Genomic DNA, 21,517 nt, shown 5'->3' with positions numbered 1-21,517 from the left:
CCGGCCACTTCGATTCGTCCGCTCTTTTCGATCTGATCGCTCCGATATCCAGTATCTATTTCATTGGGGGTCGTTACTACCAACCAATGCGTCGTTGGTTATTACTTTCCAGCGTGGTGCTCGGAGCCCTCCTCGGTGCCGGGATTCTCGGTGCGCAATCGAGTGCGGACTACTCGCTCTCTGCGGACGCCAGTGTCGACATCCCGACACAGGAGGTCTCTTACGACGGTGACACGTTCGAGATCTCACAGACCGGTGTCGCGGACCCAGAGACGACGTTCCTCGCCACTGCGAGTGCGCCCGAGGACGCGGACTACGTGGTCTACGTCGTCGACAGAGAGGAAAGCATCCGGCAGTCGAACAGCGCCTCGGGTAGCGGTGAGGTACCCCTGGACCTCGGGACGCTCGAGCCGGGCACGTACGCAGTCACGATCGAACAGAACGGCACAGTCGCGGCCATGCCGCTGGTCGTTCGAGGCTACGACCTCTCACAGGACGTTCCCGACGAAACGACGGCCGGAACGGAGACAGAGATCTCGATCACGGCCGACGCTATCCACGGGGACGCCGACCACGAACGGATCGTCCTGACACTCTGGGACGGCTCGGAGGAACACGACATCACTGCGAGCAGAGCGGACGGACAGCGATACACGGCGACGATTCCTGCCGGGACGCTCGATGCGGGCACGTACCAGGTCGTCAGCCGTGCCGAAACGGGTGCCACGGCCTTCGGCCACAACGAACTGGTCGGAATCAGTGAGACGACGACCATCTCGGTGACGGAGTCGGCGACGTCGACGGAGTCGGGTACTGGTGGCAGCGGTGGACAGCCCTCGACCGCGACCGAGAGGGCGACTGGCACGCCGACCCAGACGAGCGCCACTACCTCGCCGACACAGACGCCGACAGTGACACAGACACCGACGCCGTCGTCGAATCAGACGACGACGCCGGTATCGACCACCGAGCGCTCGACCCAGACACCGGGCACGGCGACCACGCCGTCGGAGACCACGACGGCGGAGCCGACACCATCGGACGCTGCCACTCCGAGTCCGACGACCGGAGAGGGCGGGAGCTTCTCGAAACTCGTCTTCGCAGCGCTGCTCGCCGGTGTCGTTGGCACCCTGACGATACGACGACGGTCCTAAGACGACCGGCCGTAAGGTCGGGGTGGGATTCGCTGCCCCGGTGTGATCGTCTTCGAGACACTGGGGATCGTCTCACTCGTCTGTCGTGTCCGGCAACAGTTGACGGAGCAACTGTAGTTCCTCGTCCCGGGAAACGTACTCGGCGTCCATACAGGCGTGGACGACCTTGTGGAGCAACTCCGGTTCGACGTGCACGTCGTTCGTTGCGGGTGTCGTCGTCTGGAGTTGCCTCTCGATCGTCTCGATTCGCGCCGTCACCTCTTCCAGGGATTCGGTCAGTGATTCCTCGATGGCTGTCAGGTCGTCCTGGTTCTGGGTGTCCGTCTCGAACAGCGTTTCGACGAACGCCTGTCTCGACGGCCAGTCGAACCCCGGGATGTCGTTGACGCGCTTGGGAATCGTCGCCCGACTCACGTCGAGCGCGTCGGCGATCTCTGCCTGTGTCGCCGTCGGTTGCCTGTGAATTGCCCGTAACGTTTCACGCTGCTTTTCGTCCAGCGCCCCGAGGTCGACGACCTCGCCGTCCTCGCTCGGGCCTGTCTCGCCCGAGAGACGTGGTTCGGTCTCGCCGTCTTCCGGTTCAGGTGTCGCGTCGCCGACGGCGTCTTGCTTGTCGCTCTCGACGGGTTGGTCGTCTTCCGCTGCCGGGTCGCCGTACTCCTGCAGGACCTGTTCGACGAGCTCGACCGAGGCAGCACTGACTTCCGTGGCAATCTCTTCTGTCGACGCTGTCGGATTCGACTGTGCAGTGTCGAGTATCTTTTTGTGAATCAGTGCTCGGGGCTGCGACGCCTCACTCCCATCTGACTCGGCAACCACGGTATCTGTCGTGCCATCATTTTCCATCGGCAGATCTGTACGACATCCATCAGTTAAGTTGTTTTGATCATTCCATAGATGCAGAGGCGGAACTGCCCATCACAATGGATGTATGGTAGATAATGCTATAGATAATCAGGATGTTTTTATGTCACATGTATCTGCTTGGGCACCGTCGGTGCGCTTGGTGTTCGTGGGGAGACACGTCTCTGTGAAATCTACGTCGGCACCCCGCACACGCCGCCTGGTAACGATCGTGTGAACTGGCTGTTCGACGTTCACAGTACCGTTCGGGAACGGTGTTGGGAGGAACGAGCACTCGAATCGCCTGACCGGTGACGGCCTGAGAAGTCGGCGTCGCCGAGCGACGAGGGGCAGAGCCCTACAGCCGGTAGACGACGGCTTCCCACGGCCGGAGCGACGCTCCGGTGGGGTCGGTCGGCGCGTCGTCGTGATTCCCGTACAACACCGTCGCATCGCCGGCATCGATCTCGCTGCCCTCGAACGTCGCCGGCTCGCTCGACCAGTTGAGCACCACGAGCACCCGTTCGTCGTCGAGCGTCCGCGTGTACGCGTAGAGCTGGTCGTCCTCGGGCGTGAGTAGCTCGTAGTCGCCGTAGACCAGCGCGTCCGTCGACTGGCGGAGGTCGATCAGCGTCCGGTACTGGTTCAGTACCGACGCCGGGTCGTCTCGCTGGGCGGCGACGTTGATCTCGGTGTAGTCGGCGTTGCACTTGAGCCACGGTTCGCCGTCGGTAAAGCCCGTGCCCGCCTCGTCGGACCACTGCATCGGCGTCCGTGCGTGGTCGCGGCTCTGGGCGTTGACGACCTCGCGAAGCTCCTCGTAGGAGTCCGCGACGCCGTCGGCGATGTACTGCTCGACGCGACCGACAGTCTGCGGGTCGTCGATCTCGTCGAGGCTCTCGAAGTCCGCGTTGGTCATGCCGATCTCCTCACCCTGGTAGACGTAGGGGGTCCCTCGCATCGTCAGCAGGAAGGTCGCGATCAGCGAGGCCGACTCGCGGTGGGCGGCCTCGTCGCCGAACCGGGAGACGATCCGGGGCTGGTCGTGGTTGCCCAGGAAGAGGGCGTCCCAGCCACGGTCCGCGAGCGCGTCCTGGCGCTCGGACATGATCCGTTTGAACTCGGTGAGATCCCACTCGCCGACGGTCTCGGGGTCCCAGCCGCCGTCGACGCCCATGTGGCTGAACTGGAAGATCATGTCCAGCCCGACGGCGTCGTCTTCGAGGTAGCTTGCGGCCTGCTCGATCGAGGTGTGGCCCATCTCCGCGACGGTCGTGATGTCGTGATTCGAGAGCACGTCCGCCGACAGCTCGGTCAGGTACTCCTCCAGCCGGGGGCCGTGGCTGAAGTGTTCGATCCCGGTGGGCGTGCCATCGGGGTCGCCGTCCGGGAGGCCGTCGGTCTTGGACATGTGAGACACCGCGTCCATGCGGAAGCCGTCGATCCCGCGGTCGAGCCACCACGAGACCACGTCTTTCATCGCCTGGCGGACGGTCGGATTCCGCCAGTTGAGGTCCGGCTGATTCTCGTCGAAGAGGTGGAGGTACCACTGCTCGCGCTCTGGGACGTAGCTCCAGGCGGGGCCGCCGAAGATCGACTCCCAGTTGTTGGGGGCGACCTCGTCGGCGGGGCCGTCGTCGGTGTCGTAGTCGGCATCCTCGGCCGGGCGACCGTCGCGCCAGTAGTAGTAGTCGGCGTACTCGCCCTCGCCACGGCGCGAGCGCTGGAACCACTCGTGTTCGCTGGACGTGTGGTTCAGCACGAGGTCCATGATCAGCCGGATGTCCCGATCGTGGAGTTCGGCCAGCAGGCGCTCCCAGTCGGCCATGTCGCCGAACTCGTCCATGATCGAGTGGTAGTCGCTGATGTCGTAGCCGTTGTCCTCGTTGGGCGAGCCATAGACCGGGCACAGCCAGACGAGGTCGACGCCCAGCGAGTCGATGTAGTCGACCTTGTCGACGATACCCTGTAAGTCGCCCACGCCGTCCCCGTCGGTGTCGTTGAAACTTCGGGGGTAGATCTGGTAGACGACGGCCTCTTTCCACCATTCGCGGTCGATGTGCTCCAGCGTCGTGAGTGTGTTCGTGCTCATGTCGAATCGGAGTTCGTGGTCGTCGGTCGGTCGGTGCTATCCGCGGGCGTCAGATAGACGCGCGCCTCGTAGGGATCGAGTTCGACGGTGCCGCCGGGCGTTTCGGGGGCGTTCACGTTCGCAATCGCGAGTTCGAGGTCGTCGCCAGCCTCGTCGGGGACCGCGAACGTGGCCGCCTGCGCCGAGACGTTGAGGACGACGAGCGCGCGCTCGTCGGCCAGCGTCCGGGTGTAGGCAAACACCTGTTCGTCGTCGGGCGCGAGCAAGTCGAACGTGCCGTAGACGAGTAGGTCCCGGTCCGCGCGGAGGTCGCCGAGCTCGCGGTAGTAGTGCCACACCGAGTCCGGGTCGGCGCGTGCCTGCTCGACGTTGATCGCGTCGTAGTTGGGGTTGACCTTGAGCCACGGTTCGCCGTCGGTGAAGCCGGCGTTCTCGTCGTCGGACCACTGCATCGGCGTCCGGGCGTTGTCGCGGCCGACGGTCTCGACGGCCTCGCGTACGTCCTCGTAGCTCTCGGCCGCGCCGCTCTCGATGGCCTCCTCGACGAAGTTGATCGACTCCACGTCTCGCAGCTCGGACTTCGACTCGAAGGGGGCGTTTGTCATGCCGATCTCCTGGCCCTGGTAGACGAACGGCGTCCCCTGGAGCGTGTACAGCAGCGTCCCGAGCAGCTTCGCCGAACGGTCGCGATACTGCCCGTCGTCGCCGAACCGAGAGACGGTCCGGGGCTGGTCGTGGTTGCTCAGGTAGAGGCTGTTCCACCCCTCGTCGGCCAGTCCGTTCTGCCAGCGTGCCAGACTCTCCTTGAGTTCGACCAGCGAGTAGTCCTCCAGCGACCACTTGTCGCCCTCGTGGCCGACGTTGACGTGCTCGAACTGGAACACCATCGAGAGGCCGTCCTCGCCGACGAACCGCTGGGCGTCCTCGACGCTCGCCCCCGGCGTCTCGCCGACGGTGAGAATGTCGTCGTCCGGGATGGCTTCGGCGACCAGCTCCGAGAGGTAGTCGTGGACCTTGGGGCCGTTCATGAAGTGCTCTGCGCCGACGAGGCCGCCGTCGGGGTCGCCGTCCGGAAGCCCCGGCGTCTTCGAGACGAGGTTGATCACGTCCATGCGGAACCCGTCGATCCCGCGGTCGAGCCACCAGCCCATCATCTCGTACACGTCCTCGCGGACGGCCTCGTGCTCCCAGTTGAGGTCTGGCTGGCTCTCGTCGAAGAGGTGGAGGTACCACTGTTCGCGTTCCTCGTCGTAGGCCCACGCGGGGCCGCCGAAGATCGACTCCCAGTTGTTGGGGGCGACCTCGTCGGCGGGGCCGTCGTCGGTGTCGTAGTCGGCCTCCGCGGCCGGGCGACCGTCGCGCCAGTGGTAGTAGTCGGCGTACTCGCCCTCGCGTCGGCGCGAGCGCTGGAACCACTCGTGTTCGCTGGACGTGTGGTTGACGACGAGATCCATGACGAGCCTGATGTCCCTGTCGTGGAGTTCGGACAGGAGGCGCTCCCAGTCGGCCAGGTCGCCGTACGTGTCGAAGATCGACCGGTAGTCGCTGATGTCGTAGCCGTTGTCGGCCTGTGGCGAGTCGTAGACGGGACAGAGCCAGACCGCGTCGACCCCGAGCGCGTCGAGGTAGTCGACCTGCTCGGTGATGCCAGCGAGGTCACCGATCCCGTCGCCGTCGCTGTCGAAGAAGCTCTTCGGGTAGATCTGGTAGACGACCGCCTCTTTCCACCACTGGCGGTCGGCTCGCACCCGCTTGGCTGTCTCGCTCACTGCCACTCACCGGCGCGGCGGCCAGTCCGTGGGACGGGGCTGTCTGTGCGTCTCGAACGAAGCGTTCGTTCGACAGCCTCGACGGGGGGACGAACGCGAGGTTCGTCCGTGTGGCCCCGTCCAGTTGGTCGCTCGGTCGTGCCTCGTCGCTGAACCGGTCGAGTCGGTACCGTCGCCGCGTCGGGCGATCTCGTGGCCGTTCTCGGCCGGTGCGTGCTGTGCTGTGTCATCGTGGGTCGGTGTTCGACGACGTGCAGGCGCCTCGCCTGCTTTCGTTCACGAACGACGAAGCAAGACTCCTACTTAAGTTCTGCGAGAATCACGAAGAACCTATTCTACCGGAATTTTTATTGTGGGGGTGTCCCACAGCAGTAGACGAACATGGCGAATAATCATACCGATCACGAGCACCAGTCGATACTCTCCCGACGCCGTTTCGTCAGCGGCGTCAGCCTGGCCGGCATCGCCGGCCTCGCGGGCTGTGGCGGACAGCAGGCCGAACAGACGGCGACCGAGGCGTCCGACGACGGCGGCGACGAGACCGACGCGGGTGACACCGACACCGAGACCGCAACGGCGGTCCAGGCTACCAGCGAGGCCCAGCGCAAGATTCAGGAGCTGGCTTACATCACGAACCAGACGCTCCCGGTGTTGCCGGTCATGGAGAAACTCGCCCAGTCGTTCCAGTCGACCGACGACTGGAACGTGCCCGGTGCCGACAGCGACGCGGTCCAGACGTACTGGCCCACAGAGTGGCTCCCGCGGGAGGGTCAGTGGACGGCGACGGACGACTCCGACGACGACCGCCTGACCTTCGCACAGTGGGCCGTCCCCCAGGACTCGCAGTACAACCCCTGGAACGGGCAAAACTACGGCGAAGCCCGCCGGCTGATGTTCGATCGGTTCATGAAGTACAACCTCGCGACCCAGGAGTACACTGGCTACGCCATCCAGGACTGGGAAGTCGGCGAGGAGACGGTCTCGCTCACCGTCCGCGAGGGGCTGACCTGGCACAACGGCGACGACGTCACCGCGACGGACGTGGCCAACCAGGTCAAGCTCGACATCTACAACGGCGGTTCCCTGGGTAACTTCGTCGCGCCCGAGGACATGGGCGCGGTGTCGGACCGGGTCACGACGGTCGACGAGTCGACGGTCGAGATCACGCTGGCCGAACCCGCGAGCGAGACGATCCTGCTCGCGTACCTCCAGCCCAAGCGCCTCACCGCCCACGACGACTCCTACGGGGAGTTCGTCACCGCACTCGACGAGGCCGCCGACGAGGACGAGCGCGCGTCGGCGCTCAGCGATCTCACCAACGACACGACCCCCGAACCGGTCGGCTGTGGCCCCTTCCAGTTCGAGGACGCCGACAGCCAGCGCACGCTGGTGAGCAAGTACGAGGACCACCCGGACGCGGACAACATCAACGTCCCCGAGGCCGAGTACCTCTACAAGCCACAGAACCAGGGGCGCTGGAACTCGCTGATCAACAACGAGACCGACGGGTCCGCGACGCTGTTCATGCCCCAGAACCGGCTGAACCAGCTCCCCGACTCGATGCAGGTCAGTCTCATCCCGCGTCACTGGGGGATGGGACTGATGTTCAACTTCGAGGAAGAGCCCGTCGACGACGTCCGGGTCCGCAAGGCGATCGCCCACGTCGTCAACCGTGAGAACACGGCGCTCAACTCCGGCGCGGGCACCAAGTCCAAGCTCGCGGTCACCTACCCCAGCGGACTGACCGGCGAGTTCAACAACCAGATCGAGGGCGGCTGGCTCGAGGGCGTCGTCGACGAGTTCGAGACCTATGGCCCGGGCGAGTCCCAGACCGAAGCGGCCGCGTCGCTGCTTCGCGACGCCGGCTACGAGAAACAGAACGGCACCTGGCAGAAGGACGGCGAGCCCCTCGAACTCCCGATCAAGGGGCCGTCGGGCTTCTCGGACTGGGTGACCGGCGTCGAGACGATCGTCTCGAACCTCAAGGACTTCGGTATCAAGGCCGAATCCATCATGCTCGACAACTCCACGTACTGGGGGAGTGACTACTCCAACGGCGACTTCGTCGTCGGACTGCAGGGGTGGGCCTCCTACGACCACTCGTACCCGTACTTCCACTTCGACTGGATCTTCAACAGCTGGGACGCCAAGAACGCCTGGAACCTCCCGAGCGAGTTCGAATCGCCGATCCTCCACGACGAGGAACGTGACGGCGAGACCGTCACACCCGTCGACATCGTCGACGAGCTGTCGACAGCCAACCAGTAGGAGAGCCATGAGCTACGTACTGAAACGCATCGCGCAATCGGTGCTCACCGTCTACGTGGTGATCTCGGCCAGCTTCGGACTGGTCCGACTGCTGCCGGGCGGACCGCTCGATTACCTGCGGGCCCAGGCCGTCCAGCAGGGGGGGAGTGACCTCTCGATGTCCGAGATCAACGCTCGCATCGCGGCCCAGACCAACATCGCCGTGAACGAGCCCATGTACGTCCAGTACTACGAGTACATGGCCGCGATGTTGCAGGGCGACTTCGGCGTCTCGACGCGCTACGGCGACCCCGTGATGTCGATCATCGGGCCGGCCATCCCGTGGACGGTGTTCCTGACGGCGACGGCGCTGTTCCTGGCCTTTACCATCGGCGTCTCGCTGGGCGCGTTCATGGCCTACAGGGAGGGATCGAGATTCGACGTGGCCAGTACGGGCGTCGGGCTCGTGCTGAACTCGACGCCGGGCTACGTCCTCGCACTGCTGTTCGTCTCGTATCTGGGCTACCGCATGCAGCTGTTCCCGACGGGCGGGCGGTACGCCTCGGAGCTGACCGTCGGCTTCAACGCCTCGTTCCTGGGTAGCGTCCTCTATCACGGTGCCCTGCCGATCGCCTCGATGGCGCTGGTCGGGTTCGGCGGCTGGGCGCTGTCGATGCGGGGCAACTCGATCCGCGTGCTCGGGGAGGACTACCTCCGGGTCGCACGCCTGCGGGGCCTCTCGACCCGGCGGATCGCGATGCGCTACGTCGCTCGCAACGCCATCCTGCCGATGTACACCGGGCTGATGATCGCCATCGGCACCGTCTTCGGCGGTGCGGTCATCATCGAGAACATCTTCGCGTACCCCGGCGTCGGTTTCTACCTCATCCAGGGGATCAACGCGCGGGACTACCCGCTGATGATGGGCGGGTTCATCGTCATCACGATCGCGATGGTCATCGGCATCACCGTCGCGGACCTGACCTACGGCGTGCTCGATCCGCGAGCCAAGGGAGGTGGCTCTCGTGAGTCCTACTGATCGTCACGATGCGGACGACGTGGACGAGAGCGACTTCGCCGCCGTCAGCGACACGCTGGCCGACGATCCCGACCGCTTTACCGACGAGGACCGCACGCCCGAGCGGGGTGCCATCTCGGGCCACGCTCGCAACGGCCGCGTCGCGGCCGACGGGGGCTCCTCGTCGGTCTCGGAGTTCCAGCAGATGGCCGACGTGTCGATGACCGACGCCGAACGGCGGCGACAGTGGATCGACGAGAAACTCCTCGCGCCGGCCCGGATCGTCTGGAGCGACTGGCGCGCGCGCACGGGCGTGCTCGTCGTCCTCTCGTACCTGTTCGTGGGGACGGTCGGACTCCTGCTCGTCACGGAACCGTCGCCCAACCAGGGCGGCTATCTGATCGGGGCCTTCCGGACGCTCGAGTACCCGCTGGGAACGACACAGTCCGGCGTGAGCCTCCTCTCGCAGGTGGTCCACGCCACGCCGTCGATGCTGACAATGGTCGCCTCGGGCGCGGTCTTTACGGTCTGTCTCGGGACGGTCTTCGGGACCATCGCCGGCTACAAGGGCGGCACCGCCGACCGGGTGCTGATGGTCGTCACCGACGTCATGATGACTATTCCGGGGCTCCCGCTGACGATCGTGCTGGCCTCGGCGCTCCAGATCGAGGGCAACCCGGTCGTCATCGGGATCCTCGTGACGATCAACGCCTGGGCGGGGCTGGCACGCGCCATCCGCTCGCAGGTGTTGACGCTGCGCGACGCCGAGTACGTCGAAGCCTCCCGCATCATGGGGATGGAGACCTCGGTCATCATCTCCGGGGACATCGTCCCGAACCTGATGCCCTACATCACGATGAACTTCGTCCAGCAGGCTCGTGCGGTCATCTTCGGCGTCGTCGGCCTGTACTTCCTCGGCGTCTTGCCGTACAACAGCAGCAACTGGGGCGTCATGATGAACGCCGCCGTCAACCGTGCCGGCGCGATCTCCTCGCCCGCCGCGTTCCACTGGCTGCTGGTCCCGATGGTCGCGGTCATCGGCCTCGCGCTGGGCCTGACGTTGCTTGCCCAGGGGGCCGACCGGATCTTCAATCCGCGGGTCCGTGCCCGCCACGCCGAGACCGTCGCGAGCGACGACGACGAGGGAGGGATCTGAATGCAAGGACAACGCACGCAGGGTGGCCCCGACAGCGCGGACCCGATCATCGAGGCCCGCAACGTCTGTGTCACCTACGACCTGGAGCACCGAGACGCGATGGTACTGGACGACGTGTCGATCGACCTCCGCCGGGGCGAGATCCTCGGCGTCGTCGGCGAGTCCGGCAGCGGCAAGTCGATGCTTGCAAACGCCATGATGGACGCCGTCGAGGAACCAGGGATCACGACCGGAGAGGTGACCTACCACCCCGAGGACGGCGGCGAACCGGTCGACGTTCTCGACCTCTCGACCGAGGACCTCAAAGAGTTCCGCTGGGAGGAGGTGTCGATGGTGTTCCAGGGCGCGCTGTCGTCGTTCAACCCCACGATGTCGATCCGCGGGCACTTCGAGGAGACACTCGAAGCCCACGACTACGACGTCGAGGCGGGGATGGACCGGGCCCGGCAGTTGCTGTCGGACCTGTATCTCGATCCCGACCGCGTGCTCGACTCGTACGCCCACGAACTCTCGGGCGGGATGAGCCAGCGGGCGCTGATCGCACTCAGCCTGATCCTCGAACCGCAGGTACTCCTGATGGACGAGCCGACAGCGGCGCTGGACTTGCTGATGCAGCGCTCGATCCTCTCCTTGCTGGCCGACATCAAGGAGAAGTACGATCTGACGATCCTCTTTATCACCCACGACCTCCCGCTGGTCGCGGGACTGGCCGACCGACTGGCGATCCTCTATGCCTTCGAACTCGCGGAGGTCGGCACCGCAACGCAGATCGCCCACGACTCGAAGCATCCCTACACGCGGGCGCTGTTGCAGGCTGTGCCGAACCTCGACGCGCCGACCGACTCGATGCGACCGATCGAGGGGACCGCGCCGAACCCGGCCCACGTCCCCGACGGCTGTCACTACGCGCCGCGGTGTCCGCTCGCGACCAGAGAGTGCCACGAGGAGACGCCGCCGTGGATGGACGTCGAGGACGACCACCGCTCGGCCTGCTTCCACTACGACGAGGCCGAGGACGCCGTTCCGTTCGACCTCTCGGAGGTGTCCGACGCGTGAGCGACCGCGCCACGACGACGGGGACCACCCGGGACGACGACGATATCGTGATGTCGCTGGAGAACGTCTCGGTCGACTTCGAGAAAGAGCAGGGCGTCGTCGAGTCGCTGTTCGACGAGCCAGAGACCGTTCAGGCGGTCAGTGACGTGTCGATCGACATCCCCGAGAACGACGTGCTCGCACTCGTCGGGGAGTCTGGCTGCGGGAAGACGACGCTGGGTAAGACGATCATCGGCGTCCAGCGCCCCACCGATGGGACCGTCTCTTACCGGGGGCAAGACGTGTGGGACGCCAAGGACGGCCGCGGAGACGTGACCGTTCCCTTCGACGACATCCGGCGCTCCCTCCAGATGATCCACCAGGATCCCGGCGCGGCGCTCAACCCCAACCGGAAGGTCCTGACGACGCTGGAAGCGCCCCTGAAGAAGTGGGACCCCGAGATGTCCACCGAGGACCGCCGGGCGCGAATCTTCGCGCTGCTGGATCGGGTGGGCATGGAGCCACCCGAAGACTACGCGCATCGGTTCCCCCACCAGCTCTCGGGGGGCGAACAGCAGCGGATCGCGCTGGTCCGTGCCCTGCTGATGAATCCGGACGTGATCCTCGCCGACGAGGCCGTCTCGGCGCTGGACGTGTCGCTGCGCGTCGAGACGATGAATCTCCTCCTGGAACTGCAAGAACAGTTCAACACCTCGTTCGTGTTCATCAGTCACAACCTCTCGAACGCTCGCTATCTGGCACAGGAGGCGGGCGGACGCATCGGCATCATGTATCTCGGGGAGATCGTCGAGATCGGCCCGCCCGACGAGGTCCTGAACGACCCCCAGCACCCCTACACGAAGGTGCTGCGCTGGGCGACCGCCGATCTGGACCCGACCGCACAGGAGATGACCGATCCGCCGGTCCGCTCGATCGACATCCCGGACCCGGTGAATCCGCCGTCGGGCTGTCGGTTCCACACTCGCTGTCCGGAGGCGCGGGAGGCCTGTACCACCACGGCCCCAGAACTGGGGGAGGAAGCGGCGACGGCGAACGAACGCTGTGCCGCCTGTCACCGCACCGATCCCGACCACGAGTACTGGGAGAGCGAACCGCTCGACGGCGTCGAAGCCGCCGAGTCGCCGACACTGAACGACTGAGCATGGGCGCGACCACACTCGACACCCACGCGACGAACGAAAGCCCGATTATCGACGCGGCCCTACCGGAGCGTACCCACCGATGACGATCGTCCTGCGTGGTTTCTTCGTGTCGAGTGCGGTGTTGCTCGCCTTGCTCGGACTGGCGACGCCGACGATCGAACCCGGAACGGGGACGTTCGTGATCTCGGTGCTCAGCGGCGCGATGCTCGGGGCCGTCTTCCTCGGCTCGGCGGCGTGTATCTACGCCGACTGGGACCCCTTCGAGGAACTACTCGGCTGATACTGTCGACGGTCCCGCTCGGCCCCCTCTCCTCACGAGGTGGCGATCACTCGTCATACTGCCGGCTGTCACTTCGTGAAGATCTTCGCCACCCCGGGGTGGCGAAATCGTTCACAGATGTACAGCCGGTAGTATCACGGTGTGTGGTCCGCCAGCGGTGGTTCGTCATAGTAAACGATCGGCCGTTCTGGGCGGCATCGTGGCGGTTCTGGGCGACGACGACCCGCGCTGACTGCGACACTGTTTTAATGTTCTACGCTGACGTGACAGCCAGTACAATGTCAGATGCGCTCGTCGTCGTCGAAGATATCGATCGTGATCGCCAACTGCTCGACCGCGCGCGTTCGTTCGCCGCCGGCTCGGACAGCGACCTCGTCGTCCTCTCGCTGGTGACGACCGACGAGTACGAGGAAGTCGCGGAGACGCTCGACGCCATCGGGAAGGTCGAACACACCACCTACGACGAGGGGACGATCCTCGACGGACTCGCGAGCGACGTCTCGGACCTGGCCAAGGAGGTCCTGGGCGAGGATATCGCCTACGACGTGCGCGTCGAGGTCGCCGACGAGGATCAGGCCGACCGGATCATCACACTCGCCGACGAGACGGACTGCGATCACATCTTCCTGCCTGGCCAGCGTCGTTCGCCGACCGGCAAGGCGGTCTTTGGCGACCGAACACAGCGAGTCATCCTCGACTTCGGCGGCTACGTCACCGTCGCCATGGACTAACACCGCCGGTTATCTCTGCTTCACGAGAGCCCCGGCGGGATCGCCGGAACCCGCGGTGGTTCCGAGATGAACACGTACATGGCCGCAGCCGTTCTACTGCACTGGTAATGGGGACCTCAGACGAACACGACGACGAACAGCTCCGAGATGAGCTGAGCGTCTTCGGACTTTCCGATACGGAAATCGATACGTATCTCGCGTTGCTCGCATGTGGGGAGGCCTCGACCAGTACCGTCTCCGAGACGACGGACGTGACCCAGCGAGCGGTGTACAACATCGCCGAGCGCCTCGAAGGCAAGGGGCTCGTGCGGGTCAACGACCACGCCTCTCCGACGACGATTCGGGCGCTGCCGCCCGCAGAGGCGATCGAAAATCTCTCGGACCGCCTCGACTCGATCAGGCCGTCGCTCGAAGCGCGCTTCAACGAGACGACGCCGGAGACCCCGGAGATACAGATGATCAAGTCCCGCGAGACGGCGCTCAAACGCATCGAGAGCGCGATCTCGGCGGCGACACAGGAGCTGCTGTTGGCGGTTCCGGAGCACGTCTTCCCGGAGATCGAGTCGGAGCTGCGCACCGCCGTCGACAGCGACGTGGTCGTCTTCCTCTTGATCGGTGGGATGGACGAGGTCGACGGCGACGGTAGCGAGTTCGCCGGGGTCGCAGACGTGGTCCGGTACTGGGAGGAGAGCCTCCCGCTGGTCTACACGATCGACGACGCGGCGGCGATGATCGGCGACTCCACGATCGTCTCGGGCACACACACGGACGACGTCGCCGTGACGGTCTCGGAACCCCAGCTGTCGGGTTCGATTCTCGGGATGTACTTCAGCGCCTACTGGCCCGCCGCGACGGAGCTGTACGTCACCGATCCGGACCCACTGCCCAGGAGCTACGACTGGTTCCGGCAGGCGACGCTGCACGCGACCTTACACGAACAGGCCGGCGTCGACCTGCACGCCGAAGTCGAGACCGAGTCGGGGACGACGGTGGCCGGCCCGATCACCGAGATCAGGCAGGCGTTCATCGAGCCCACGAGCAACGACTTCACGCTCGAAAACAGCTTCTTCATCGACACCGGCGACGGGATCGTCAGCGTCGGCGGCAAGGGGTCGTTCATCGAAGACTACCAGTCTCGCTCTGTCAGGCTCCGCCGGCTGGACGCCGTCGAGTAAGGCCGTCTCGATACCGCCGGCTGTCCGTCCGTGCAGTCTCCCGTGACGCTGGTCGCGAATAGCTCCGACAGTGACGGCCAACAGTCTGAACCGACTGTGGGTTATTTTGCCGTCGGCCCCGACGTGTGTGGTGGCGGTGCTCCAGGTATGAGCCACACGATCGAAATCAGCGACGAACTCAGCGAACGCATCGAGGCTCACAAGGAAGACGACGAGTCGTACGAGGCGTTCATCGAGGAGCTCGTCTCCGTGTACGAGACCGAGGGCGCGTTCTTGCAGGAAGGCTACTCGGAGTGATACGGGCGGCACACTGTCGTGGAACCGTCGCCACCCGGTCGGCGAGACGGGTCGGACGGACGACCGGTAACACGATCTTACCGGTTCCGTGCCCGCTCTCGCCCTCGCAGACCTTCGCTGGAACGAGCGAAATATAAGTTGCCACTCCTAATCTTAGCTGATGAGTAGACAGGATGCGGCCGAGACCGAGCCGGCTTCGGTCGGTGCCGAAACGTACGTCTCCGCGTCCCGACGAATCGACGTGTCCCCGCTCGCTGCCGCCGGTGCCGTCCCCGATCGGCGGCGATTCTGCTGGCTCCATCCCGAGGAGCCGGACCTGCTCGCCGTCGGCGCGACAGCCGCCGTGACGGTCGACAGCCCCGATCGATTCGAGACCGCAGACGACCGCCTGACGGAGCTTTTCGGAGCCGTCGACGGGCCGGACGCCCCCGAGATCGCCGCCCCTCGCGCGGTCGGTGGGTTCGCCTTCTTCGACGGCAACACCGTGCCCGCCGACACACAGAGCCACTGGCGTGCCTTCGACGACGGCACGTTCGTCCTGCCGCGGGCCCAGATCGTCGCCGGGGAAGACGCCACCTGGCTGACGGTCACGGTCCCCGAAGACGAACGCTCCGAGCTGTCGAGCGAACTCGACGACTGGGCCGACCGCCTGGCCGACGCTGGCACCCACGACGGCACCGAGCCGGAGGCGACGGCGTTTCACTGGTCGCTGTCCCGCGAGGAGTGGGAACAGACCGTCGACGACGTGATCGGCCGCATCGAGAGCGACGGACTCGACAAGGTCGTTCTCGCACAGGAACTCACGGTCGACCTCGACGCTCCCGTTCCGGTCGCCCCGGTACTCTCGCGCCTGCGCGAGACGTACCCGAACTGTACGACGTTTTGCTTCTCCCCGACGCCGGGACGGACGTTCTTCGGAGCGACCCCCGAGACGCTGGTCGCGCTGGCGGACGGCCACGTCCAGACGGAGGCACTGGCTGGGACGACCGATCGGGGCGAGACCGCCGCCGAAGACACCGATCTGGCCGACGCGATGCTGGGCGACGAGAAGTACCAGGTCGAGAACCGCATCGTCGCAGACACGATCGCCGACGCGTTGCGCCCGGTCGCCGACGACGTGACCGTCGCCGAACCGTCGATCAAGCGCATCACGAACCTCCAGCACCTCCACCGCCCGATCACGGCAACGGTCCCGAACGAGACGAGCGTGCTCTCGCTGGCCGAGCGACTCCACCCGACGCCGGCAGTCGGCGGGTCGCCCCGACGCGCGGCCAGCGACGTGATCCGCGACGTCGAGCCGTTCGACCGGGGCTGGTACGCCTCGCCGGTCGGCTGGGTCGACGGCGACGGCGACGGCACCTTCGTCGTCGGGATCCGCGCGGGGCTGACGTGGGACGAACGGCTCGCGCTGTACGGCGGCGCGGGCATCGTCACGGGCAGCGACCCGGCGACGGAGTACGGCGAGGTGCGGTCGCGGTTCGAACCGATCCTGGACGCGCTCGAAATCGAGCTGCCGTAGGCTGACACGCTCGGTGGCCGGCCGTCAGTTGCGGGTCGAAACGAGACCGCAGAGTGTGAGCGCCAGCCCGGCGAGCGCGCCGAGGACGCCAAAGCCGGGGCCGTCGCTCGCCGTCGGCGTCGGCTCCGTGACCGTTTCGCCCGTCGGTGACGCCGTGCTGGACGCGGTCGCCGCTGTCGCCTGTTCTGTCTCGGTCGTCGAATCGCACGCTGTCGTGCACTCGACGACCTGCCCGGTCGTTTCCGCGTACGCTTCTCCATCGATGCGGAGCGTCGCCGTGAACGTCGTTCCCGGCGACATGTCGCTCAGGTTCGCCGTGACGGTGAACGTGCCGTTCTCGTCGACGGTCGCCGTCGGCCGCGTCATGAACGGATCGCTGGCGTTCGCCGACCGGATCCTGACCGTCACTTCCGCACCCGCTTCCAGTGACGTCGTCCCGCGGATCTGTTGGTCCGGGCCGGATTCGAGGGTCAGTGTCTCCTCGTGGGTGAACGATGCGGTCGGTGTCTCGGTGCTGTCTGTCTGTGCCGCGACGCCGCCGGTCAGTGCCGCGCCGACGAGGACGGCGACGAGGACGAGTGCGAGAGGGCGTTGGCGTGTCATCGTCGATTCCTATCTCAAAATCAATTGCACCTATTGTGGTAATAAAAATTGTCGTTCGGTTGCCACACCTGTGCTGGCGTCGTCGAAACCGAGACGGGTCGACGACGACTAGCGGGACGGTCGCCTAATCGCGAAGGCGCAGTCCGACCCCGAGCACCGCGAGCAGGGCGAGGACACCGCCGCCGACGATCCCTGCGCTCTTCACGTTGTCCTGTGACTCCGTGGCCGGTTCCTCGTCGTCGGTGTCGCCTGCGTCGGTCTCGTCACGCTCCGACGCTCCACCGTCTTGCGTGCCGGCCGTGACGGCGACCGTTCCGATGCTCTCCGGATCGTCGATCTCGGTGCCGTCGTCGACGGCCAGGTCGTAGCTGGCGGGATCGAGTGCGTCGTCCGAGAGACTGCTCTCGCGGGTGATCGTCAGCTCGTCGTCCGCGGTCAGCGTCGGCGCGTCGCTGCCCGCCGCGGCGGTGTCGAACTGGACCGTCGCGGTGCCGTCGTCGTCGGTGTCGCGGACCGTGGCGACGACCTCCCAGGTCGGTTCGCCGTCGGGACCTTCGGTCGAGAGCGAGACCGTCGCGGTGTCTGCGTCACCGAACTGAACGTCGAACGCGGCCGTCTCGCCGTTTCGCACCGACACGAGGGTGTCGGCGAGCCGGACGCCGTTCCCGTCGCCGCTGACGTCGGGGGACGACGCCGAGTCGTCGCTCGCGTTCTGGGATTGTCTCGTGCAGGCGTCGCCACAGCTCTCGATGTGGACCGACTGTTTGGCGATTCGCTCGTCGTCGGCGTAGAGGGTCGCGACGGCGTCGCTGTCTGGTTCGATGGCAGACAGGTCGAACTGCACGGCGAAGCTACCGTCGTCCTGGACGGTCGCCGAGTCTCTTCGGAGGAACGGCTGGTCGCTCTCTTCGGACCGGAGCGCGACGGAGACCTCCGTTCCGGCCGGCCGATCGAGCTGGCCGGTGACCTGCTGTCCGTAGCCGGCAGACAGCGTCAGGTTGTCGCCTTCGTAGTCGAAGGGAACGGATGGTGCGGTCGTACCGGTCGGTGCGGTCGTGGTTTCGGCGACTGCCGTGACGGGCGTCGCCGCGATCGCACTCCCCACGAGGAGGGCTGCGAGGAGGGTCGCGAGGCGTCTCATCGTCTCACCACCTGTTCGTGTCGGTTTGCGGGCGGGACTGTCGATTGTGGGCGGCATCGCTTTGACATGCCAGTCACGGCTACCGCCGCCACGTAAGTATCCCCGCCGAATGATTCAACGAGATTTTACGCCATCCGCGGGCGATTTCGAGCGTCCGTCGTCGCAGCGCCGACGCCGTTCGGTCCAGTAGCGTTTTACTCCGGTGGGTCGACGTGCCGGGTGATGGGCAGACGACCGCGATTCGTACTGGCGGGGGTCGGTATCGGCGTGCTCGCCGTGACGGCGCTGATCGCCGTGCTCGCCGTGACTGCGCCGACCGTCGAGACGGCCACAGCGGGCACGGGATCGACGACGCCGGTCGTCTCTGGCGAGGACCTCGACGCGGTCCACGACTCCGGGATCACCGGGGACGGCGTTCGCGTCGGCGTCGTCGACGTCACCGGATTCGATCCGGGCCACGAGTCGATCGAGGGCCAGGTCGTCGCAACTCGCTCGTTCGGCCGCGACCAGTCGGTCCGCAACGCGGGTCGCCACGACCACGGGACTGCGGCGGCATCGCTGGTCGCCCGCGTGGCACCGGACGCGGAGCTGGCCCTCGCGACGTTCGACACTCCGCGGGGGTATCACCGCGCTGTCCGGTGGCTGCTCGACCGGGACGTGGACGTGATCGTCGCACCGGTCTCGTTTTACGGGACGCCCGGCGACGGCTCCGCACGGGTCGCACGCGTCGCCGAACGCGCTCGGGCCGAGAACGTGACGTTCGTCGCGCCGACCGGCAATCTCGCACGTGGCCACTGGGACGGCGAGTACGACGATCCCAGCGACGGGAAGCTTCGCTTCAGCGGCGGTACCCGCAACTACCTGCGCAGCGACGGGGCCCAAGAGCTGACGCTGTGGCTCTCCTGGGACCGCGCTCACGCCGCGGAGACGTACCGAGCGTCGCTGTACTGGACCGACGGGAACCGGACCCAGCTGATCGCTCGCTCCCAGCCCTACGAGCGTGACGGCGTTCCCAACCAGCGCCTCTCCGTCCAGCTCGAAGGCGGCGACTACTTCGTCGTCGTCCGTGGACCGTCCGACGCGACCGGCGCACACCTCGAACTCGTCTCGCCGACCCATCGGTTCCAGTACGACGATCCCGCGGGGAGCATCACGGCACCGGCGACCGCCGACGACGTACTCGCGGTCGGCGCGTACGACCTGCGGCGGGACCGACCCGAGCCGTTCTCCTCTCGAGGTCCCACCACGGACGGTCGGACCGGCGTCGACGTGGTCGCGCCCGACCGCCTGCCGGCGGCACAGCGGCCCGACGGCTTCGTCGGCTCTTCTGCCGGCGCTCCGTACGTCGGCGGACTGGCTGCCCTGCTCCTCGACGTGGACCCGAGCCGATCGCCGACGGCCGTCGAACGCGCCCTCGAACGACACGCGCGCGACGTGGGCCGTGACGGCGTCGACACCCGGACCGGGCACGGACTGGTCCGCCCGGCCCCGACGGTGCGGGCCGTCGCCAACGATACCGGGTGACGCCGGTGGTCCGCGCGTTCAATCTCGTTTTAACCTTCGCGTACTGCTTAGTAGGTCGCGTCTCTACTACCGAGTACGACGGCCATGTCGGGACTCATCGACCGCATTCAGGACCGGGCGACCACGACCAGCCAGCGGGCTCGCGTCCTCGAAATGACCGAGGGCGACGCCGACGAGGTACTCGACGCGCTGGCGTCTGACACCGGTCGGGCGACGTTTCAAACACTGTTCGAGGAACCCCGGACGCCCTCGGAGATCGCCGACCGGGTCGACACGTCGGTCCAGAACGTCCACTACCACCTCTCGAATCTCGAAGAGGCGGAGCTGGTCGAGCCCGTCGACACGATCTATTCGGAGAAGGGCAACGAGATGACGGTGTACGGTCCGGCCAGCGACCCGCTGGTGTTCGTCGGTGACGACGCTCGAACGCCGGCAGTCAGGCAGTCGGTGACCGACGTGGTCGGCGGGATCGGCGTCCTCGCCGCGGCGTCGTTGTTCGTCCAGTGGGGTGCCGAGCGACTGATGCGACGGAGCGTCCGTCCCCCGAGTGCCGTCGGCCCCGCGAGCCCGGACACGACCGTCGCACCGCCGGACGGTTCGATCGCCTGGGTCGTCTTCGAGGTTGTCGAACCCGGCGTCCTCTTTTTCTTCGGAGCGCTACTCGTCGCGACGGTCGCGCTCCTGGCCGTTCGACGCTCACCGTCCGACTGAGTGTGTCACTGTTTCAAGCTATTCGCGATACGGGGTCGCGAAATTCGTCACAGACGTACAGCCGGTAGTACGAGAATCACTCCCCGCGCCCGCCTCTGGCGAGTCCGAGCAAGAGTGCGATCCCGACGATTCCCAGCAGTCCGCCGACGGTGAGCGCGCCGATCCCCCCCAGATCGACGCCGCGATCCGTGGCGGGCGTCGTCTCGTTCAGGGGTGGCGTCGACGTGGTCGCCTCGGGCGGTTCGGGCGCGTCCGTGCGCTCGCTCTGATCGAAGACGACCAGCGTTCCGATCGAGAGTCTCGTCCCGTTTTCGCCGGCACCGAGCAGCGTGAGATCGTACTCGGTGGGGTCGAGTCCGTCCGACAGCGTCGTTTCGCTGTCCATGGTCACTCGGTCGTCGTCGTCGACCGGCGACAGGGTCGGCGCGTCTCGGCCCGCACTGACCGAGTCGAACGAGACGACCGCACGACCGTCACCGTCGCCGTCTGTCACCGTCGCGTTGAGCCGGTAGTTGGTCCGGTCGCTACCGATCGACAGTCGCACGCGTTCGCGGTCGCCGACGGCGATCGGAATTTCGGTCGTCCCGCCCTGTCGGACCTGCACGACGGGCCGTGGCAGGGCCGGTTCGTCGGTGGAAAACGCCGTCGGTGTGTCGCTGCTTCTCGGCGTGGCCGTACAGTCGCTCGTACAGGGGACGATCTGCCCGCTCTGTCTGTCGATCACCGTCGCGTTGTACACCACGGCCGCCTCGAACGCGGTGTCTGGAGGGAGGTCGCTGAGGTCGCCGGTCGCCGTGAACGTGCCGTCGTCGGCGACCGTCGCCTCCAGGCGCTTGAGGAAGGGCGAGGCGCTGTTGGCCGACTTGATCCGGACGGTCAGCCGCGTTCCGGGTGGGAGCGTCGTCTCGCCGCTGATCTGCTCGCCCGGCGCGGCTTCGACCGTCAGTTCCTCGTCCTCGTAGTCGATCGTCGCGGTCGGCGTCGTCTGTGCCCCGATCGCGGCACACGGGACGACGAGGAGGAGCGCGACGATCGCGGGGACCGTTTGCTGTCTCATGG

At 66.2% G+C, this 21,517-nt stretch carries 19 protein-coding genes; 13 read left to right on the top strand and 6 right to left on the bottom strand.

What is annotated here, in order from left to right; genetic code table 11:
* Positions 1-86: 86 nt before the first annotated feature.
* Positions 87-1,154: a cell surface glycoprotein gene (locus tag IL252_RS04485; RefSeq protein WP_208626976.1), complete on the top strand. Its 1,068-nt coding sequence runs from the start codon at positions 87-89 to the stop codon at positions 1,152-1,154.
* 72 nt (positions 1,155-1,226) lie between these two features.
* Here IL252_RS04485 and IL252_RS04480 read toward each other — a convergent pair whose 3' ends face one another.
* The 3 genes from IL252_RS04480 to IL252_RS04470 form a co-directional block, all read right to left on the bottom strand.
* Positions 1,227-2,000 (bottom strand): winged helix-turn-helix transcriptional regulator, encoded by a 774-nt coding sequence (locus IL252_RS04480; RefSeq protein ID WP_208626974.1) that lies wholly within the window; start codon positions 1,998-2,000, stop codon positions 1,227-1,229.
* 355 nt (positions 2,001-2,355) lie between these two features.
* Positions 2,356-4,089 carry an alpha-glucosidase gene (locus IL252_RS04475; protein ID WP_208626972.1) on the bottom strand — a complete coding sequence of 578 codons (1,734 nt, stop codon included), beginning with the start codon at positions 4,087-4,089 and terminating at the stop codon, positions 2,356-2,358.
* Positions 4,086-5,858 (bottom strand): alpha-glucosidase, encoded by a 1,773-nt coding sequence (locus IL252_RS04470; RefSeq protein ID WP_208626970.1) that lies wholly within the window; start codon positions 5,856-5,858, stop codon positions 4,086-4,088. The genes IL252_RS04475 and IL252_RS04470 overlap by 4 nt, the downstream gene beginning before the upstream one ends.
* 381 nt (positions 5,859-6,239) lie before the next feature.
* On the opposite strand from IL252_RS04470, the gene IL252_RS04465 reads away from it, so the two are divergent.
* The 10 genes from IL252_RS04465 (at position 6,240) to IL252_RS04420 (ending at position 16,479) form a co-directional block, all read left to right on the top strand.
* A complete protein-coding gene (locus IL252_RS04465; protein ID WP_208626968.1) occupies positions 6,240-8,126 on the top strand; it encodes an ABC transporter substrate-binding protein in 1,887 nt (628 codons plus the stop codon).
* Between the two features lie 7 nt (positions 8,127-8,133).
* Positions 8,134-9,144 carry an ABC transporter permease gene (locus IL252_RS04460; RefSeq protein WP_170095223.1) on the top strand — a complete coding sequence of 337 codons (1,011 nt, stop codon included), beginning with the start codon at positions 8,134-8,136 and terminating at the stop codon, positions 9,142-9,144.
* A complete protein-coding gene (locus IL252_RS04455) occupies positions 9,131-10,279 on the top strand; it encodes an ABC transporter permease (protein WP_244256785.1) in 1,149 nt (382 codons plus the stop codon). Before IL252_RS04460 ends, IL252_RS04455 begins: the two co-directional genes overlap by 14 nt.
* Positions 10,280-11,335, top strand: a complete 1,056-nt coding sequence (locus IL252_RS04450; RefSeq protein ID WP_208626965.1) for an ABC transporter ATP-binding protein — start codon at positions 10,280-10,282, stop codon at positions 11,333-11,335.
* On the top strand, positions 11,332-12,474 hold the full coding sequence (locus tag IL252_RS04445; RefSeq protein ID WP_194286880.1) for an ABC transporter ATP-binding protein: 1,143 nt from the start codon (positions 11,332-11,334) through the stop codon (positions 12,472-12,474). Before IL252_RS04450 ends, IL252_RS04445 begins: the two co-directional genes overlap by 4 nt.
* A gap of 82 nt (positions 12,475-12,556) precedes the next feature.
* Entirely contained in the window at positions 12,557-12,757 is a 201-nt protein-coding gene (locus IL252_RS04440) for a hypothetical protein (protein WP_012807589.1), read from the top strand.
* A 278-nt stretch (positions 12,758-13,035) separates the two neighbouring features.
* Positions 13,036-13,488 carry a universal stress protein gene (locus tag IL252_RS04435; RefSeq protein WP_208626963.1) on the top strand — a complete coding sequence of 151 codons (453 nt, stop codon included), beginning with the start codon at positions 13,036-13,038 and terminating at the stop codon, positions 13,486-13,488.
* 107 nt (positions 13,489-13,595) lie between these two features.
* Positions 13,596-14,663: a TrmB family transcriptional regulator gene (locus IL252_RS04430; RefSeq protein ID WP_208626961.1), complete on the top strand. Its 1,068-nt coding sequence runs from the start codon at positions 13,596-13,598 to the stop codon at positions 14,661-14,663.
* Between the two features lie 147 nt (positions 14,664-14,810).
* Positions 14,811-14,960, top strand: a complete 150-nt coding sequence (locus IL252_RS04425) for a hypothetical protein (protein WP_208626959.1) — start codon at positions 14,811-14,813, stop codon at positions 14,958-14,960.
* 160 nt (positions 14,961-15,120) lie between these two features.
* Complete coding sequence (locus IL252_RS04420; protein WP_208626957.1) at positions 15,121-16,479, top strand: isochorismate synthase MenF; 1,359 nt, start codon at positions 15,121-15,123, stop codon at positions 16,477-16,479.
* A 24-nt stretch (positions 16,480-16,503) separates the two neighbouring features.
* On the opposite strand, the gene IL252_RS04415 is transcribed toward IL252_RS04420, so the two are convergent.
* Both IL252_RS04415 and IL252_RS04410 read right to left on the bottom strand, forming a co-directional pair.
* A complete protein-coding gene (locus tag IL252_RS04415) occupies positions 16,504-17,082 on the bottom strand; it encodes a BGTF surface domain-containing protein (RefSeq protein ID WP_208626955.1) in 579 nt (192 codons plus the stop codon).
* Between the two features lie 124 nt (positions 17,083-17,206).
* On the bottom strand, positions 17,207-18,223 hold the full coding sequence (locus IL252_RS04410) for a BGTF surface domain-containing protein (RefSeq protein WP_208626953.1): 1,017 nt from the start codon (positions 18,221-18,223) through the stop codon (positions 17,207-17,209).
* A 222-nt stretch (positions 18,224-18,445) separates the two neighbouring features.
* On the opposite strand from IL252_RS04410, the gene IL252_RS04405 reads away from it, so the two are divergent.
* Together IL252_RS04405 and IL252_RS04400 are read left to right on the top strand one after the other, a co-directional pair.
* The gene (locus IL252_RS04405) at positions 18,446-19,747 is read left to right on the top strand and encodes a S8 family serine peptidase (RefSeq protein WP_208626951.1); all 1,302 of its coding nucleotides are present in this window, start codon (positions 18,446-18,448) and stop codon (positions 19,745-19,747) included.
* Between the two features lie 84 nt (positions 19,748-19,831).
* On the top strand, positions 19,832-20,458 hold the full coding sequence (locus IL252_RS04400) for a helix-turn-helix domain-containing protein (protein WP_208626949.1): 627 nt from the start codon (positions 19,832-19,834) through the stop codon (positions 20,456-20,458).
* A 76-nt stretch (positions 20,459-20,534) separates the two neighbouring features.
* Here IL252_RS04400 and IL252_RS04395 read toward each other — a convergent pair whose 3' ends face one another.
* Positions 20,535-21,515, bottom strand: a complete 981-nt coding sequence (locus IL252_RS04395; protein ID WP_208626947.1) for a BGTF surface domain-containing protein — start codon at positions 21,513-21,515, stop codon at positions 20,535-20,537.
* Between the last annotated feature and the right edge of the window lie 2 nt (positions 21,516-21,517).

Origin of the sequence: Halomicrobium sp. IBSBa, assembly GCF_017612575.1 — an archaeon.
Taxonomy (GTDB): domain Archaea; phylum Halobacteriota; class Halobacteria; order Halobacteriales; family Haloarculaceae; genus Halomicrobium.
Note: the sequence above shows the minus strand (reverse complement) of the source record. Positions and strands in the feature narration are given on the sequence as shown.